The organism is Pseudomonas endophytica, assembly GCF_001411475.1.
GTDB lineage: Bacteria > Pseudomonadota > Gammaproteobacteria > Pseudomonadales > Pseudomonadaceae > Aquipseudomonas > Aquipseudomonas endophytica.
The window spans coordinates 20,834-38,482 of record NZ_LLWH01000187.1 but is presented as its reverse complement, the minus strand read 5'-3'; the positions used below and the strand labels follow the sequence as shown (position 1 = coordinate 38,482).

15 protein-coding genes are annotated in these 17,649 nt (G+C 55.4%); 10 read left to right on the top strand and 5 right to left on the bottom strand.

Annotated elements, in window-relative coordinates:
* Positions 1 to 18 precede the first annotated feature (18 nt).
* Positions 19 to 372 (bottom strand): hypothetical protein, encoded by a 354-nt coding sequence (locus AQS70_RS16225; RefSeq protein ID WP_055103782.1) that lies wholly within the window; start codon positions 370 to 372, stop codon positions 19 to 21.
* Positions 373 to 886: 514 nt separating this feature from the next.
* Between AQS70_RS16225 and AQS70_RS16220 the strand changes: the two genes are divergently transcribed.
* Entirely contained in the window at positions 887 to 2,470 is a 1,584-nt protein-coding gene (locus AQS70_RS16220) for an aldehyde dehydrogenase (NADP(+)) (protein ID WP_055103781.1), read from the top strand.
* 343 nt (positions 2,471 to 2,813) lie between these two features.
* Here AQS70_RS16220 and AQS70_RS16215 read toward each other — a convergent pair whose 3' ends face one another.
* Positions 2,814 to 3,119, bottom strand: coding sequence for an NIPSNAP family protein (locus tag AQS70_RS16215; protein WP_055103780.1), 306 nt, complete (start codon positions 3,117 to 3,119; stop codon positions 2,814 to 2,816).
* A 533-nt stretch (positions 3,120 to 3,652) separates the two neighbouring features.
* Between AQS70_RS16215 and AQS70_RS16205 the strand changes: the two genes are divergently transcribed.
* Positions 3,653 to 5,362 (top strand): amidase, encoded by a 1,710-nt coding sequence (locus tag AQS70_RS16205; RefSeq protein ID WP_055103778.1) that lies wholly within the window; start codon positions 3,653 to 3,655, stop codon positions 5,360 to 5,362.
* Positions 5,363 to 5,441: 79 nt separating this feature from the next.
* Here the strand turns inward: AQS70_RS16205 and AQS70_RS16200 are convergent, their stop codons facing one another.
* Together AQS70_RS16200 and AQS70_RS16195 are read right to left on the bottom strand one after the other, a co-directional pair.
* Complete coding sequence (locus AQS70_RS16200) at positions 5,442 to 7,664, bottom strand: TonB-dependent siderophore receptor (protein ID WP_055103777.1); 2,223 nt, start codon at positions 7,662 to 7,664, stop codon at positions 5,442 to 5,444.
* Between the two features lie 238 nt (positions 7,665 to 7,902).
* Positions 7,903 to 8,778: a LysR substrate-binding domain-containing protein gene (locus AQS70_RS16195; protein ID WP_055103776.1), complete on the bottom strand. Its 876-nt coding sequence runs from the start codon at positions 8,776 to 8,778 to the stop codon at positions 7,903 to 7,905.
* 104 nt (positions 8,779 to 8,882) lie between these two features.
* Between AQS70_RS16195 and AQS70_RS16190 the strand changes: the two genes are divergently transcribed.
* The 8 genes from AQS70_RS16190 (at position 8,883) to AQS70_RS16160 (ending at position 16,082) form a co-directional block, all read left to right on the top strand.
* Positions 8,883 to 10,109, top strand: coding sequence for an MFS transporter (locus tag AQS70_RS16190; RefSeq protein ID WP_055103775.1), 1,227 nt, complete (start codon positions 8,883 to 8,885; stop codon positions 10,107 to 10,109).
* Between the two features lie 282 nt (positions 10,110 to 10,391).
* Positions 10,392 to 10,781 (top strand): hypothetical protein, encoded by a 390-nt coding sequence (locus AQS70_RS23650; RefSeq protein ID WP_156355180.1) that lies wholly within the window; start codon positions 10,392 to 10,394, stop codon positions 10,779 to 10,781.
* Positions 10,782 to 11,280: 499 nt separating this feature from the next.
* Complete coding sequence (locus AQS70_RS16185) at positions 11,281 to 12,273, top strand: NAD(P)-binding domain-containing protein (RefSeq protein WP_055103774.1); 993 nt, start codon at positions 11,281 to 11,283, stop codon at positions 12,271 to 12,273.
* A gap of 49 nt (positions 12,274 to 12,322) precedes the next feature.
* The gene (locus AQS70_RS16180) at positions 12,323 to 13,084 is read left to right on the top strand and encodes a transporter substrate-binding domain-containing protein (RefSeq protein ID WP_055103773.1); all 762 of its coding nucleotides are present in this window, start codon (positions 12,323 to 12,325) and stop codon (positions 13,082 to 13,084) included.
* A gap of 28 nt (positions 13,085 to 13,112) precedes the next feature.
* Positions 13,113 to 13,826 (top strand): ABC transporter permease, encoded by a 714-nt coding sequence (locus AQS70_RS16175; protein ID WP_055103772.1) that lies wholly within the window; start codon positions 13,113 to 13,115, stop codon positions 13,824 to 13,826.
* 2 nt (positions 13,827 to 13,828) lie between these two features.
* A complete protein-coding gene (locus AQS70_RS16170; RefSeq protein ID WP_055103771.1) occupies positions 13,829 to 14,539 on the top strand; it encodes an ABC transporter permease in 711 nt (236 codons plus the stop codon).
* Positions 14,540 to 14,643: 104 nt separating this feature from the next.
* Positions 14,644 to 15,369 carry an amino acid ABC transporter ATP-binding protein gene (locus AQS70_RS16165; protein ID WP_156355184.1) on the top strand — a complete coding sequence of 242 codons (726 nt, stop codon included), beginning with the start codon at positions 14,644 to 14,646 and terminating at the stop codon, positions 15,367 to 15,369.
* A gap of 119 nt (positions 15,370 to 15,488) precedes the next feature.
* A complete protein-coding gene (locus AQS70_RS16160; protein WP_241492854.1) occupies positions 15,489 to 16,082 on the top strand; it encodes a helix-turn-helix transcriptional regulator in 594 nt (197 codons plus the stop codon).
* 41 nt (positions 16,083 to 16,123) lie between these two features.
* Here AQS70_RS16160 and pdxR read toward each other — a convergent pair whose 3' ends face one another.
* Entirely contained in the window at positions 16,124 to 17,623 is a 1,500-nt protein-coding gene (gene pdxR / locus AQS70_RS16155; RefSeq protein ID WP_055103768.1) for a MocR-like pyridoxine biosynthesis transcription factor PdxR, read from the bottom strand.
* Positions 17,624 to 17,649 lie beyond the last annotated feature (26 nt).

Sequence of the window (17,649 nt, the reverse complement as noted above, 5' to 3'; positions counted from 1 at the left end):
AATACAAGTACCAGCGGATTACAGGCATGTTGCAACCATCGCCAAACGGCGCATCGCTGCACTGTCATCAGGTTGCTTAGCGTAGTAACTCAACGCAGTGCCGGTACCCTGCGGCACTAGATCAACAAAGGACTCGGCATCACGGGTATAGACGGTCGTCCGCCCGGATTTATCGTTTTTGATATAGCCGCTGGCGTCCACCCCGAATACGCCCTCGTCCTGCCACGTGAACTTGATGCACTCGGCGACCTTTGGCGTCTCTTTATCAGAGCTTAGGGCGCGCGTAGGAGCCTGATTGCGAGCATCATTCATCGCCGGTGAAACACAGCCAGCCAGCAAGGCTACGCTTACAGCGCCAATCAGCATTCGCATTGAATATCCCTCTCAAAAAGGTGCTCACGATAGCACGCTGATACTGCAGATTCATTGTCTGGCAGGCGGCCCTTGCACGCACTCCACAAAACTCTGATTCGCTCTCTATACTCTGGTGCGCTGCTTTATCGACCCTGATGTGCTGAAACTGCATTTGGCCGACCAACACGTACGACAACCTAGGATTAAAACGCAAACCTCTCCCAGTTTACTGAGTGGCAGACAGCTTAAAGCATGACCTACGCAGCAATTAGTACCGGCTTAACGGGGCGATAAACTCACTATTTATTATAAGAATCAGGCTTTTAATCATTTTTTATAACCAATTCATTAGCCAGAAGGCATTGCGAGGCGAAAACTCAAGTCATATGATGTCTGTTAACTTGATTCGCACAGCCCTAACCAGCGCTGGCATCTGCCGAAGACTCGTGCGGCACTGAAATACGACAACAAAAAACCGTGTCTGATGCCTTAACTGCGCATCATTAATGCTTAGCTAGCAAGGATTGAAAAAATGTCGACCGTTACAGGCCACAACTTTATTGCCGGTACCCGCAGCGCTGCAGGCACCACTACCCTTGAAAGCCTCGACGCAACTACCGGCGAGGCTCTGCCTTATCGCTTCCATCAAGCCACGCTTGAAGAAGTAGACCGCGCTGCCAAAGCCGCCGACGAAGCATTTGCGACCTTTCGCCAACTGAGCCCTGAGCGCCGCGCTGAGTTCCTGGACGCCATCGCAGACGAAATCGACCAACTGGGCGACGACTTCGTTGCCATCGTGTGCCGCGAAACTGCGTTGCCAGCCGGGCGCATTCAAGGTGAGCGAGGCCGCACCAGCGGTCAAATGCGCCTGTTCGCTAAAGTCCTGCGCCGTGGTGACTTTTTGGGCGCGCGCATTGATCTGGCACTGCCAGACCGCAAGCCACTGCCGCGCGTAGACCTGCGTCAATACCGCATCGGTGTTGGGCCGATTGCTGTGTTCGGTGCGAGCAATTTCCCACTGGCATTCTCGACTGCGGGTGGCGACACCGCCGCTGCGTTTGCTGCAGGCTGCCCAGTGGTGTTCAAAGCGCACAGCGGCCACATGGCTACCGCTGACCAAGTCGGATCGGCGATTATCCGTGCCGCTGAAAAAACCGGCATGCCAAAAGGCGTGTTTAACATGATCTTCGGCGCTGGCGTCGGCGAACCGCTGGTTAAACACCCGGCCATTCAAGCTGTGGGCTTTACTGGATCCCTGCACGGCGGTAACGCCTTGAGCAAAATGGCCGCCGAGCGCGAGCAGCCAATTCCAGTCTTCGCCGAAATGTCCAGCATCAACCCTGTGATTATCTTGCAGGATGCGCTGGCTGCCCGTGGCGCAACCATCGCTAAAGACCTGGCGGGCTCAGTGACGCTGGGCGGCGGTCAATTCTGCACCAACCCTGGCCTAGTGATCGGCGTACGCTCGCCTGAGTTCACCGGTTTTGTCGAGCAACTCACGCAGCACATGAGCGAACAAGCGCCGCACACCCTGCTCAATGCGGGCGGTCTGCGTAGCTATGCCAAAGGTGTTGAACACCTGATCAAGCATGAAGGCATCAGTCATCTTGCTGGCAACACTCAGTCGGGTTCGCAAGCGCAGCCACAACTGTTCAAGGCTGATGTCAGCCTGCTGCTGAACAAGGATCCATTGCTGCAAGAAGAAGTGTTTGGCCCAGCGACGCTGATCATCGAAGTCGAAGACGATGCGCAGCTTAAAGCGGCCTTGCTGGCCCTGCGTGGCCAACTGACCGCCACCCTGATCGGCGAGCCGGCTGACCTGCAAAACTATCAGTGGCTGGTGCCGATTCTGGAGCAAAAGGTTGGCCGCATTCTGGTCAATGGCTACCCGACTGGTGTGGAAGTGTGCGATGCCATGGTTCACGGCGGCCCTTACCCGGCAACTTCAGACGCCCGCGGCACGTCGGTTGGATCGTTAGCGATTGATCGCTTCCTGCGCCCTGTGTGCTACCAGAACTACCCTGATGCCCTGCTGCCTGAAGCCCTGCAAAACAGCAACCCGCTGGGCTTGCAGCGTCTGGTAAATGGCGAATGGAGTTCGCAGGCAATTGATTAAGCCTTGATTCACGGTCTTGTTGATTAAAAGATCGCAGCCTTCGGCAGCTCCTACGGACGGTGTAACGCATGCACTGTCTGTAGGCGCTCCACGCTAACGAAAAGCCCCACCATGGCGCATCACGCCCTGCTTTTCGTAGAAGAGAAAACATCAAATTTTAGGCAAAAAAAAGCCCAAGTAGCTGATGGAAACTTGGGGCTTAAAAATGCATTTACCGTGGTAGGTGAACGCAGGCCGATAATACCCCAGTGTTACGACAGGTAACAAGATATTCTGCGCAATTTTTTTGGGCCCGGTACTGACCTGCGTCAACAAAACCGAACCCTCTCAGCTTTAGCAAGGCTCACTCGAATACGGGGCGAAAGAAGCTGCGCTCGTAGCTCAGGATGCAACGGTTATCTTCAGCGAGCTTGAAGGCAGCGATGCACTCGGCATCGGTTTTCGAGCGTTCACGATAATCCTCGTAGGCCGCAAGGCTTGGGAAGGTAAACATTGCTAGCGCAATATTGTTGGCGCCTTCTGCGGGTAAGAAATAACCATGGTGAGTACCGCCGAACTTCTCCACCAGCGGGATCCAGATGCGCCCATACGCTTCGAATTCTTCCAGTTTGTAAGGGTCAATCACATAGCGCAGATAACACGTAACCACTTCATCGCTCCTTTGGAGGGTAGAGTCTATTCAGTACGCCCAGGCTGATGACGACCGCAGGGATCATTAGCAGCACAGAATTGAACGGTGCCGGGGCAAACAGCGAGATAAGGCATGCGATGTAAAAACCAGCGGCTACTAGGCAAAAAAACCACGTCGGGATTCGCCTACCAAGATCTTCACACGCTTGATTGAATCGTTTGAACCATTGCATCAGACACATCCTTGTTAAGGGGCGCGCAGAATACCGCAAAAATACTGGCTTTTTGCCCTTTCCAGAACGGTCTTACGCTTCACACTTAAGAAGCGGGCAATACACGTCATTTGTTCTGACTCCTGAGCTTTAACGCTGACTCCCAAGGGTCAAACCAGCTATTGCGGATAAATATCGAATATACATAGAAGTGATATGCGCAGTTTCGCTAAGCTGCGCGCTTATGTACTGCACGCAGCGCTACACAAAGCCCGATAAGTAACGCTATATTTGCACCGTATATGCCCCAAACCCACTATTCAGCCCCGGCGGTGAGCGCATGATCGAAGTCACTGAAGTTTCTATTGCCCAACTGCGTGAAGCGCTCGAGTCGGGCCAGACCACGGCCGTTGAATTGGTTAAATCGTACTTGGCACGCATTGAGGCCTACGATGGCCCGCACACGCCAACTGCACTTAATGCACTGGTGGTTCGCAACCCCGACGCCCTTAAAGAAGCCGAAGCTTCGGACGCCCGTCGCGCCAAAGGTGAACATCTTGGGCCACTGGACGGCATTCCCTATACGGCCAAGGACAGTTACTTAGTCAAGGGCTTGACGGCAGCCTCCGGCAGTCCGGCCTTTAAAGACCTGATCGCCTATCGGGATGCCTTTACCATCGAACGTTTGCGCGGCGCTGGGGCCATTTGTTTGGGCAAGACCAATATGCCGCCTATGGCCAACGGCGGTATGCAACGCGGCGTTTATGGCCGCGCAGAGAGCCCATACAACCCTGACTTTTTGACCGCGCCATTCGCTTCAGGCTCTTCTAATGGCGCAGGCACCGCAACAGCCGCCAGTTTTTCGGCGTTTGGGCTGGCGGAAGAAACCTGGTCCAGCGGTCGAGGCCCAGCTTCTAACAATGGCCTATGCGCCTACACGCCCTCACGCGGCGTGATTTCGGTGCGTGGTAACTGGCCACTGACGCCGACGATGGACGTGGTTGTGCCCTACGCCAGAACCATGGCCGACCTGTTACAAGTGCTTGATGTGGTCGTCGCCGAAGACCCCGACACCCGAGGTGACCTGTGGCGTATGCAGCCGTGGGTGCCGCTGCCGAGTGTTGCGTCGGTTCGTCCGGCGTCCTATCTGGCGCTGGCGGCAGATGCTCAAACCTTGTCGGGCAAGCGCTTCGGCGTGCCGCGTATGTTTATCAATGCGGACTCCGAAGCAGGCAGCGCCGCAAAACCCGGTATTGGCGGCCCGACGGGGCAAAGGATCATCACCCGCGCCTCAGTTATTGATCTATGGCAGGCCGCACGCAAAGAGCTGGAAGCCAAAGGCGCCGAGGTGATTGAGGTCGATTTCCCGCTAGTGTCGAACTGTGAAGGCGACCGCCCAGGGGCACCTACCGTGTTCACCCGTGGGCTGGTGTCTAAGACGTTTATGCACGATGAGTTATGGGAGCTGTCGGGCTGGGCCTTCGATGATTTTCTGCGTGCCAACGGCGATCCAAAGCTAAACCGTTTGGCTGACGTTGAAGGCTCGCTGATCTTCCCGCACGACCCTGGCACCCTGCCCAATCGCGAAGACGAACTGGCGGCGGGCATGGACGAATACGTGCGCATGGCGCAACGCGGGATTACCCCGTGGGATCAGATTGCCAGCTTGCCAGATGGCTTGCGCGGGCTGGAGCAGACTCGCCGAGTCGACCTCGAAGAATGGATGGACCAACTGGGGCTGGATGCGGTGCTGTTTCCGACTGTGGCCGATGTTGGCCCGGCAGACGCCGATGTGAACCCGCAGTCAGCCGATATCGCTTGGAGCAACGGTGTGTGGGTGGCCAACGGCAACTTGGCGATTCGGCATTTGGGCGTACCGACCGTTACCGTACCGATGGGCGTGATGGCGGATATTGGGATGCCGGTGGGGCTGACCTTTGCCGGACGCGCTTATGACGATTCGGCGCTGCTGAGTTTTGCCTCAGCGTTTGAGTCGCTTGGCAGCAAGCGCACGATCCCGCCACGCACCCCGCCTCTGTCGGCGGCCTGATCAACGCGAGAGGCGCTGACGTCTCTATGTGTACGCCTCCCCCCGGGATAACAGGGGGGGCGTGTCAGGTGCTGACCGATCAGAAACTCACAGTGGCCGACAGTCGCGCAGTACGCGGCGCGCCTTGGAACAAGTAACCGTCGCCCATGTAATCCCCCACATCGCGCCAGTAGCGCTTATCAAACAGGTTGTCGACGGTCAGGCGCCATACGGTGTCGTAACCCTCAATGCGGGTGCTGTAGCGACTGCCAACATCGAACACGGTGTACCCACCGACTTTGACGCTGGCCTGTTGATTGGCATATTTGCCAGCACTGTAGTACGCGCCGCCGAGCAACGCTAAGCCCGGAACGTCAGCGATGCTGTAATCACCGTGCAGGCTGGCCCGCAGGGTTGGCACGTTGCGGGCTTGATGCCCGTCGTAGTCATCGGTGCCGCTGTCGTTGATACGAGCACGAATGGCGGCAACGCTGGCAGCAACTTGCAGGTTAGTGCTGACGCGACCGTTGGCCGACAGCTCAATACCGATATTTTTCTGCTTGCCCTGCTGCACGAAGGTGAACGTACCGTCGCCATTAGGTTTGTTGTATTGGTAGTCCTGAGTGATCTGAAACAGCGCAGCCGTCAGGCTCAGTGCCTCCCAATCATGCTTGACTCCCAACTCGATTTGACGCGAGGTGGTGGGCGGCAGAATGTCACTGGCATTGGAGCTGAACCAAGGCGCCTCACCGCCCAACGACAGGCCCTTGCTGTAGCTCAAGTACACCGTGGTATCCAAGCGCGGCTTGTAAATCAAAGCCGCTTGCGGCAAGAACTCCGAGCGCTGAGTGTGCCGGTTGGTGCCCCCGTCGCTGTTATAAGCTTTCTCGTCGAGACGGATTTGCCGCCCCCCCAGCACGGTTTGCCACTGCTCATTGAAGCTGATGCGATCGGTGGCAAACAGCCCGTATTGGCGGCTGTCGAGATGCCGGTAGGTGTGCCCCGGCGTCCCGTCGTACGGCTCAAAGGGCTCAGGGGTTGTACCGATAACGCCAGAGCCGATCATTTCGTTGAACACGGGACGGCTGTCCAGCACTCTACGCAATGCACTGCTGCCGAACGTCAGCTCATGTTTGAGTGAGCCTGTCTCAAACTGCCCGCTGAGCGCCAGTTGCGCTTCATCATTGCGTCGCGTGTCATCCGGGTTACGGAAGTCATAAATATCGTATTCGCCTTCAGGGCTGAATGTGTTCGGCACCGCGGCCTCGGCGCAGTTGGCCGAGCCATAGCACCCCCACGCAAAGGCGCTGTAATCGTCAATCACCACACGACTACGTGAAGCGCTGAAGCTGGCTTTCCAATCATCGTTAAAACGGTACTCGTACAGCCCGTCCATGTTCAGCGAGTTGATGGTGACCGGCTTGGACCAAGGTTGATAGGCCAGCAAGTCATGTGGGTTAACGTGATGCGGTAGCTCACTGCCGCCCAGCAACTGATAACCCGGCACAGAACGCTGCTCGCGGCGCTGATATTCAGCATTGAGCTGTAAGGTGCTGTTGGGGTCGATGTTCCAGTCCAGCGCCAAGGAAGCAAAGTCGCGCTTGCCGTGCGCATGGTCGACATAAGACTGGATATCTTCGTGGGCGAGGTTGGTGCGGATGCCCAGTTGTTGCTCGCTACCGAACCACCCGCCCAGATCGGTCGCTAGGTAGCTACCGCCCTGATCCGTAGTCGATACCGTAACTGAGCGTACATTTTCCGGGCGCTTAGTTACGTAGTTGACCAGCCCGCCAGGTTCGGACACACCGCTCTGTAAGCCCGCTAAACCTTTGAGTACTTCGACTTGTTGCTTGTTTTCGAGGGCGACGTTCTGTTCGCCAGTGATGGTGCGGCCATTGATCTTGTAGCTGCTCGCAGAGTTGAGGGTAAAACCACGTACTTCGAAGTTTTCGTAGTAACCAATCGGCGCATAGCTTTCGCCTACCGAGGCGTCATTGCGCAACACCTCACTGAGCAGGCGCGCTTGCTGATCGTTTATCTGCTGTTCAGTTACCACGGTAATCGCAGCCGGCGTGTCGAGCAGCGGTACTGAATCAAAACCACCTACCGAGGCCGACGTAGCCTGATAACCACTGCCTTGCTCGCCAACGACTCTCACTGCATCCAGTTGCAGACTATTCGCTGTAGCCAGCGAGCTATCGGCCCACACAGCGGTGGCCAACATTGACGTACCAACGCCGCACGCCATCACCATGCTGACGCTTAACACGTTGGGGGAAAATCGAAGGCGAGATAGCTCAGCAGTTCGATACAACATGACCATGAAAGCTCCTTAATGGCTCCCCTCAACCAGCGCTATAACCAGGCACTGCGCCGCTAATGCGTTAGGGAAACCGGGCACGACAGAATTAATTAGCGAGTACTCGAAGGCGTCTGGCCGGAGCTGTTTCGGTTGTCATTGGCAAGCAAAAACCGACACCCCACTCATGAAGGCGGCCATCATAAATCAAGACGTTGCTGCGACTGACAAATGTAAGAGCTATATCTGTATTACTGCACAGTTACCCCAACTGCCGCTCAATCGCTTGCAAGACAATGCGTGACAAACGCTCAACAACCACTGACCGCTCAACCTGTCGATAGCGCATGGTCAACGCGATACTGGGCAACGCTGGCAACCCTGCCTCCAGCTCATCAAGCACACAGGTGCCAGCTTGCAAACCCAAGCGGGTCCTTATGGTGTAACCCAACCCCGCCTGAGTTGCCGCAGCCAAACCCGGCAACGTAGAACTGGTAAAAGCGACACGCCAGTCGGTGCCTTGACGAGTTAACGCCTCGGTGCCCGCATGATGAAACGGACACGGGGTATCAAACATAATCAACGGCAAAGGTTCTGCGCTGCTGGCTCGCCAAGCCAACGCCTGCTGCTCAGAACCAATCCAGCACATGGGTAACCGGGCGATCACCTCGCTGCGTCGACCGCCCTCGCCCCACATTACGGCCATGTCCAGCGCTCCAGACTCCAGCCGGCTGAGTAAGTCGGCATTGCGGGCAATTTGCGCCTCGACCCGAACATGGGGATGTGCGCGGGTAAACTGCCCCAGTACAGAGGGTAGAAAACTACTCAAATCTTCTTGTAGCCCAAAGCGTACCCAGCCTTGCAGAGATGCTTCAGAGACGGCGAACAGCGCTTCGTCATTCAAACTGAGCAAGCGCTGCGCATAGTCATACAACTGCTCACCAGCCTGCGTCAGCTCCAGTCCACGGCCCGCTTTGCGCAGCACGGGCACGCCGACCTGCGCCTCAAGCTTTTTCATCTGCGCACTGATTGCCGACGTCGAGCGCGCCAGTTTGTCTGCCGCTGCCGCGAAGCTCCCCGACTCGACGCCACACACAAAACTGCGCAACACCTCTAGATCGAAACTGACCGGACGCATAATCATCCCGATTTTATGGACTATTTAATAAAAGTAATTGATTTTGCGAATGATCATGGCATGGGACGCTGCACGCTCACAAGCCACAGATCGGGAGAGAGTCGATGCGGTTTAATCGTCAACATCGTTGGAAAGTACTGGCCGCTGGCGTGGGGGCTAACGTCAGCTTTTCATTCGTGGTCGGGGGCGTACCGGCCACAGCGGTGTATTTACGCAGCAGCTACCAGTTGTCAAACAGTGAATTGGGGCTGGCTCTAGGGATCCTTGGCCTCGGCATTGCGCTGAGCGAGATCCCTTGGGGGCTGCTGACGGATCGTTGGGGCGACCGCCCTGTGCTGTTAACGGGGTTAATGAGCATGGCGCTTACACTGCTAACCTTGGCCGCATACTCCAACCACACCCCCACCGCACTCGTATTGTGTCTGGGGCTGTTCGCAACCGGTTTACTTGGCAGCAGCGTCAACGGTGCCAGTGGCCGGGCAATCATGCTCTGGTTTCAAGAGCAGGAGCGAGGCTTAGCCATGAGCATCCGGCAAACCGCCGTTCCTACGGGCTATGCCTTGGGTGCACTGTTAATGCCTTGGCTCGCGCAGCACTATGGGTTCGGCGTTGTTTTTTCGACTGCCGCCGCGTTGTGCATGCTGTGCAGCGGCCTGGTCTGGCGCTGGATTCATGAGCCTGATACCCGCGTTCAAACGTCTGGTTATCTCCAAGCAAGCCCACTGCGTGAGTTCAACGTGTGGCGCGCAGTGCTGGCTATCAGCTTGCTTTGCGCGCCGCAATTTACACTGATGACCTGTGCCGCGATGTTCTTCCACGACAGATTAGGTCTGAGCGTAGTCATAGCTTCGCTGATGTTGGCATTGATTCAAGTAGGAGCCATTATCGGCCGTCTGTGGAGCGGCCATTGGACAGATCGGCACAACAACCGCAGCGCCTACCTCAAAGGCTGCGCCTGGTTCAGTGCCGCAGCGTTCTTGATACTGAGCATCGTCACCTGCGTGCTGCCAATCCCTTCAACGCTGGCAAGCGTTGTACTGCCTATCGTGCTGATGGTGGCAGGTACGCTGGTGTCCATTTGGCACGGCGTGGCTTACGCCGAACTGGCCACACTCGCAGGTGCACAGCGTTCGGGCACTGCAATCGCTATGGGCAACAGCGGCGCTTTCATCAGCTTATTTCTGGCCCCCATTGCAGCGTCCGCCGTCGTAAGCCACTGGGGATGGGAAGCACTCTGGATACTGTGCACTGTGTGCGCGCTCTTGGCGGCACGGTTATTTATCAGCCATTCAGCGAGGTTAACCCGTTCTATTTCATATAAGCGCCAGTAGTTGTATGCAACCAGCGCGTAAAAAAATGTCTGAGCATCAATATGTTATCGGCGCAAGGATGTGTTCTCACGAGCCAAGTATTATTTAGAAAAATAAAACTTGGCACAGCCTGCACATATAAGCATTTATCCGGCGGCCATTATAGGAAATTGGAATATAAGAAACTTATCCTGTAGGGAGCATTGACACATCACAAATACCCTACCAATCTCAATAAGGAGTTGTAGTTTATAAAGGGCTGCCATCGCAGCAGGCCAACTTTCTTAAACTGAGGTAATTCTCATGAAAACGTACAAGTCATACACAACATTTTTAAAAAAAGCTTTTTCGACTTCGATGTTTTTAACACTTTTCGCCCTAGTCGGTTTTTCATCTTCTGCATCATCCGGAGCCTTGTGCGATGGGGGATGGGTGCTGGTCGGCGGGTCTAATTGCGATTTATTCCCGATTGGAGGGGGCGGTGGTACCTGTCTGCTTTTTGGAGCAGATATCAATGCAAATGGTTCAATTGAGGGTAACACTACGGATATATGTCAAGTTTTGGACAGCGGAAATAAGTATCACGATATCTCGTGTGCTACGGCGTGCGGCATTGATTGTAGCAAGCAATATTGTATGAAATCAGCCTCCACCGATTCGTCTAAGTTTGCTGCTGAAGCACGAACGCAATAGGATTCTATGATTAAGAAAAAAGAACAAACACCCCCTCAACAGTGACCCTACTAATGAGCACCTCTCTTCACGCTTTGTGTTGAGAGGTGCATGTTTTAGTTAGCCGTTTTGGTACTTTCACTCTGTCCGTGAACCTCTCCCTCTCCTCGTATTAAAGACAGCGCTTATAAAAGTTTTAACCTCTAAAATTCGAATTTAAGGATCTTGCAGGCGCCCATTGTCGGCAGCAGATAACACGCTGTTCTCACTGTACTTTTTGTGAGTCTGGCGTTGAGTTGCCGGAACACACTATTAAAAATGCCCTCCCTGCAGGCCAGAATTGGTAGGTCTGACCAAAGCCACGGCAACAATTAGACAATAAATTTAATTTAGAAAATAAGTCTAAATTGCTTAGTCTCCGACCTCACGTCATCCACGGGGCGAGACAGCATGACCATACTCAAGACCTCACTGCCAGCCATCCACTTGCGCTTACTGCTTACAGGTGGAGGACTGGCCTATGAACCTGTCGCTCTATGACTTGAACAGTCTGCGCACTGCTCTGCGGCGTGAAGACGTTCTGCGAGTAGTACGTGACGCGTGTATTAGGCACGCAGAGCACGACGTTATCTGCGCCAAAGGCGGCGAGCTGATGTTTCAAAACCCGCCCGGCGATTGTCATATTCGGTTCGGCTATTTCCGCGGTGCGCCTATTTTTGTGGTCAAGCTGGCCATGGGCTTCTACGAAAACCCAAGCAAGGGGCTTGCGACTAATAACGGATTGATGCTTGTGTTCAGCTCAGAGACCGGCAAGCTCGTCGCCATCCTTAACGACGAAGGCTGGCTGACCAGTTGGCGCACAGCCGCTGCCGGGGCACTGGCGGCAAAAGCCGGGGCGCCTTCACAGATCACGGCGCTGGGTATTATCGGCACCGGGCATCAGGCCGAACAACAAGCGCTTTGGGCTGCACACAGCCTCGCCGCCTCATCCATCATCATTTGGGGGCGCGACTTCAATAAAGCCAATCGACTCGCAGAGAAACTTAAGGGCAACGCTTTAACCACGCGCGCAGTAGAGACGGTGGAGGATGTATTTCAACACTGCAATGTGGTGATTACCTGTACCCCATCAACTCAACCAGTCGTTCCGCTATGGGCCGTTCAACCGGGCACACACATTGTCGCTATGGGCTCAGACAGCCTCGGTAAACAGGAGCTGGACCCACACATTTTGGCTCGGGCCCGAATCATCATGACTGACGACCATCGCCAATGCGCTGAACGCGGCGAGTTGGCCCATGCCTTGCGCGCCGGGCTGATAACAGAGACTGCCGACGTTTCCCTAGGGCTAGTGCTGGCCGGCAACCGGCCGGGACGAATCAGTGATTTAGACATTACCGTCGCTGACCTGACAGGGCTGGCCGCCCAAGACATTGCCATTGCCACGTTGGCGGTCGAGTTGGCTCGCCCTTCGCTCTCTCACGCTTACGACCACATCCCGCTCGCCATCTGAGCCTTACCCAAGCAATGCCTGAACCAACAATAAAAACATAGGTATTCATATGAATAAGCTGATCCGCACGGCTGCTGTCATCACCGCTTGCATGCTCTTGGCAACCCTCAACACGGCGCACGCAGAAACTCTACGCATCGCCAGCGAAGGGGCCTATCCACCGTTTAATTACGTTGACTCAAACAACACCTTGCACGGCTTCGACATTGATATTGCCCACGCGCTCTGCGAAAAAATGAACGTCAAATGCACCTTCGTCACTCAAGACTGGGAAGGCATGATTCCCGCCCTGCTGGCCAAAAAATACGATGCCATCGTGGCGTCGATGAACGTGACCGAAGAGCGCAAAAAGAAGATTGCGTTTACTGATCGTTATTACCGCACTCCGCTGTCACTCGCCGTCCCAAAAGACTCACCGATCACCGATACCCGCGCTACTTTCAAAGAGTTGACGGTTGGCACCCAGTCGTTTTCAACCCAGTCTATCTACGCCGAAAAACATTACGAGCCTGCTGGTGCCCATGTAAAGCTCTACCCTTCGCAAGATGAAGCCGCCAGCGATTTGGCCGCTGGGCGCCTGGATGCAGTCATCGCTGACAAGTATCCATTGCTGGCTTGGACTCAAGGCGCAGGTAAAGAGTGCTGCACCTTTCTTGGCGATATACCCGGCACCCATGCCGATGCTGCGATTGTGGTGCGTAAAGAAGATAAAAAACTGCGTAAGCGGCTCAACAAAGCACTGGCTGAAATCATCGCCGATGGCACCTACCAAGAACTGGTCAGCCGGTACTTCGACGTCGATATCTATTAACCCTTCTGCCGTGCCTGAGGGTTAAGACATGTTCGAGCAGTTGTCGTTGTTATCGCTGGCCGACGGTGGCTGGGGTGTCGCTTTACTGGTCGGTGCGCTGGTCACTCTCGTGCTAGCCCTTAGCTGTGTGCCGCTGGGCTTGCCCCTCGGTCTGGGCGTGGCGCTGGCCACTCGCTCCAAGCGACGCTGGTTACACCTTAGTGCCACGGCATTTTCCACGGTGTTTCGTGGGTTACCCGAACTGCTGACGCTGTTGATCATTTACTACGGCTGTCAGATCGGGGCGCAAAAGCTCCTCGCCGCCATGGGCTACTCAACCGAGGTGACAATCAATGCCTTTGTCGCAGCCATGATTGCTTTCAGCTTGGTGTTCGCAGCCTTTTCCAGCGAGATCTGGCTGAGTGCTTTCAAGGCCGTACCCAAGGGGCAGCTTGAAGCGGCGGCGATGCTGGGCCTGTCCCCGAGCGCGATCTTTTGCAAAGTGCTGCTGCCACAACTGACGCGCGTGGCGTTGCCCGGCCTGTCGAATAATTGGTTGGCGCTACTTAAGGAAACGTCACTGGTGTCGACTATTTCCTTGGTCGATTTGATGCGCCAAACCAGTCTGGCCGTCAGTGTGACCAAAGAACCGATGCTGTTTTACACAGTGGCGTGCCTCGGCTACCTGTTTTTCTCGGCACTGTCAGGTCGCCTCTTCCACTGCCTCGAACAGCACTTCAATCGCCACCAACGAGGTGCATGAGCATGAGTGCCGATGAGCTGTTGAACCTTTTTTTTAATCCAGAATTGCTAGCGCGTTACGGCCCACGCATGTTGGACGGGCTTTTAGTCACGGGCAAACTGGTCGCGATTTCTTTCTCCCTTGGCATGCTGCTGGGTCTGGCACTGGCCTTGGGGCGGTTATCAAGCAACCGTTGGCTGCGTGGTTTTACCGGTGTGTACGTGTATTTTTTCCGCGGTTCGCCGCTGCTCGCCCAGTTGTTCTTGCTGTATTACGGCCTCGGCTCGTTTAAGCACTTCTGGCAAGATCTAGGGCTTTGGTGGTTTTTGCGAGATGCCTGGTACTGCACGCTGCTGGCTTTCACTCTTAATACTGCGGCCTATCAGGCCGAGATTTTACGCGGCGCTTTGCTGGCCGTACCCCAAGGGCAGCGCGAAGCTGCGCAAGCTCTGGGCCTGTCACGCTGGACCAGCTTTGGCAAAGTGATCTTGCCGCAATCGTTATTAATAGCGATCAGACCGCTGGGCAACGAACTCATCCTAATGATCAAAGCCAGCGCTATAGCCTCGCTGGTTACTGTCTACGACTTGATGGGCGTGACCAAACTGGCGTTCTCACGCAGCTTCGACTTCCAGGTCTACCTCTGGGCAGCGGTGCTGTACCTGTTGATCGTCGAAGTGCTCAGGCGAGCACTCAAGCGGCTAGAACAATCACTAAGCAAACACATCGGCTGAGGCTGTCTCGGCAGCCCACCTAATTATCGAGAGGACTCGCCATGCCGTTGAGCTACTCCACGCCCAAAGATCTCAGCCTATCCGATTTGGCCGCACGAGAAACCGTGGTGCATATCGACGGGCTGAGCAAATGGTACGGCAACTTCCAAGTGCTTCACGGGATTGACCTAAGCGTAAAAAAAGGTGAGCGCATTGTGTTGTGCGGGCCTTCGGGCTCTGGCAAATCAACCCTCATTCGTTGTATTGGCCACTTGGAAGTGGCCGAAAAAGGCGTTATCCGCACGTTAGGGGCCGACCTAGCAAAACCCTGTGCGGCCAGACGTCAGGCGTTACAAGAAGTGGGCATGGTGTTTCAAAACTTCAATCTTTTCCCGCACATGAGCGTCTTGCAAAACTGCACACTCGCGCCAATGTCCGTACGCGGCCTGTCACGCCAGCAAGCCGGTGATCAAGCTCGTCACTACTTAAACAAAGTCGGGGTCGACAATCAGGCGGATAAATACCCCAGTCAACTCTCGGGAGGCCAGCAACAGCGCGTAGCCATTGCCCGTGCGTTATGCATGGAACCGAAAGTCATGCTGTTCGATGAACCCACTTCAGCACTGGACCCAGAGATGGTCAATGAAGTGCTAGAGGTCATCGTTAACTTAGCGGACACCGGCATGACCTTACTGTGCGTCACCCACGAAATGGGTTTTGCACGCCAGGTGGCTGAGCGAGTGTTGTTTTTAGACGCAGGACGCATTATTGAGGATCTGCCCCCCGCTAAATTTTTCACTGCGCCCACCAGTGATAGAGCGCGAGCGTTTCTGGCGCAAATTCGTCACTGAGGGCTCGTGACATGCACGCGGTTAAGCGGTACGAGGCTCCTGTCAAATGCCATGGCGACTCCGTACAATCCCACCACTCATCTTCAAGTGCCGTAACACCTATGGTTAATCTCTGCTTTATGAAAGCAACCGCAGACGGCATCGCCGCCCTGCTTTACCCTGACGTAGAAGCTGTCGTCCATGACCTTAGTAGCGGACGGATCGCGCACATGGCCAACGGCTTCTCCAAGCGTAAAGTCGGTGATGAGTCACTGATTACCGATCTGCCAGAGTTAGATAAAGGGCAGGATGTGATCGGCCCTTATGAAAAGACCAGCGCCAACAACCGCACTCTGCGTTCCATCTCGATTGCTGCACGCGCAGACGATGGCACGATCGCCGCTTTGTTGTGCCTAAACTTTGATGTCACAGCCTTAGCCCAAGTGCAAAAGCTCTTGAATGGCTTTGCTGTGGGAGTGCAGTCACAGGCTCGTCCCGCACCCTTGTTCAAGGCTGACTGGCGCGAACAGCTGCACGGTATCGTTGAAGCGATTTGCAGTGAGTACAGTGTGCGACAAAGTGATTTTGGGCGTGCCGAGATCATGCTGGTACTGGCTCAGGCCCGCACCGATGGGCTGCTGGACGTGCGCGGCTTCGTCGACTATTTCGGCGAGTACTTTAGTATTTCTCGGGCGACGGTTTACAACTACCTTAAGGCGGCCCCGTCGTTGTAGGTCTTGTCAGCGGAACCACCGAGTGCACGCTAACGATTGCTCTAGCTTTTGCGCAACGCATTGGCCAAGCGCAACATGGCGGCTTCGATTTCAGTGGCGTTCAAGCCTGAATACCCCAACAGCCAACCTTGTTTCTTCTGCTCGCTGGCATATAACCGACTGAGGCCAGGCAGTTGCACGCCCGCACTGGCAGCTTGGAGGATTGTCTTTTCTTCTGACCATCCTTCGGCCAGCAAACAGGGAATCTGCAGCCCGCCTTGAGGGCACAAAGCCGTGACAATACCTTCCAAATGCTTGCCAATAGCATTGAGCATGACGGCGCGGCGGCCGCCGTAAAGTTTGCGCATTGCCCGGACATGGGCGTTGTAATGACCGTCTTCCATGAAACGTGCCAAAGTCAACTGAAGGATCTGAGGTGTGTGCCCGTCCATGATGCTGCGCGCATAAGTGAAAGGCTTGACCAATTCAAATGGCAGCACCATGTAGCCCACGCGCAACCCTGGGTAGAGCGTTTTGCTGAAAGTGCCTAGGTAGACCGTGCGCTGATAAGCGTCTAGGCCCTGCACACACGCAGTCGGTAGCCCTTCGTAGTGAAACTCGCTGTCGTAATCGTCCTCGATAATCCACTTGCCATGTTCGGCCGCCCAACGGATCAGCTCAAGTCGACGCTCCAGCGGTAGGGTCGCTCCGGTGGGGTATTGATGCGACGGTGTGACATAGACGCAAGTGGCGCCACTGCGGTCTCCCTGCAACAGGTCTGTGCGTATGCCAAGGGCATCAACGTCAATGGGTACGACCTTGGCCTCGGCGGCTTGAAAAGCCTTTTTCGCACCGTAGTAGCCTGGGTTCTCCAGCAGAATCGGCTTGCCAGCGTCCACGAGTAACTGGGCACACAGAAACAGGGCTTGGCGCGTGCTGCTCAAGACTAGGATTTGCTCGGGGGAGCATTTGGCCCCGCGCTCTAGGTTCAAGTAGATCGCAATAGCCTTGCGCAGAGGCTCGGCGCCTTGCGGGTCACCGTGCAGCAGAACATTGCCCCGGTAGTCCTTCATCGCCTGGCGCTGCAGGCGCTCCCAAACATCGGTGGGGAAGGTGCGAGTTTCCGGCAGACCGGTGGCAAAAGCTTTGATCACCTGTTGATCGTTAACTGCGCCACTGTCAAAAATCATCCGACCGCGCCGACTCAAACCCGAGCCTGGCACTGCCTCGCTGCGCTGGGTGTCTTGCACTTTCTTAGGTCGTCGCGTTGCCCCGTGCAATTGGGCACCCACCGTTTCGCACACATAGCTGCCCGAGCCTTCGCGCCGCACGATGAAACCATCTCGGTGCAACTGCACGTAGGCGTTTTCGACCGTGTCGCGAGCAACCCCGAGGGTTTTGGCCAGAACCCGGGTTGCGGGCAACTTCAAACCAGCATCAAGGGTCGTGTCGAGGATCAGTGCACGCAGTGCTCGCTGAATCCGCTGATGCAGGTCCAGCAGCGCAAATTCAGGATCGTTGAGTCGCATCTTCAGCGTTTCAAGCTCGAAGGTTTTCGCCATGCGGTCTGCCCCATACGAACAAGTTG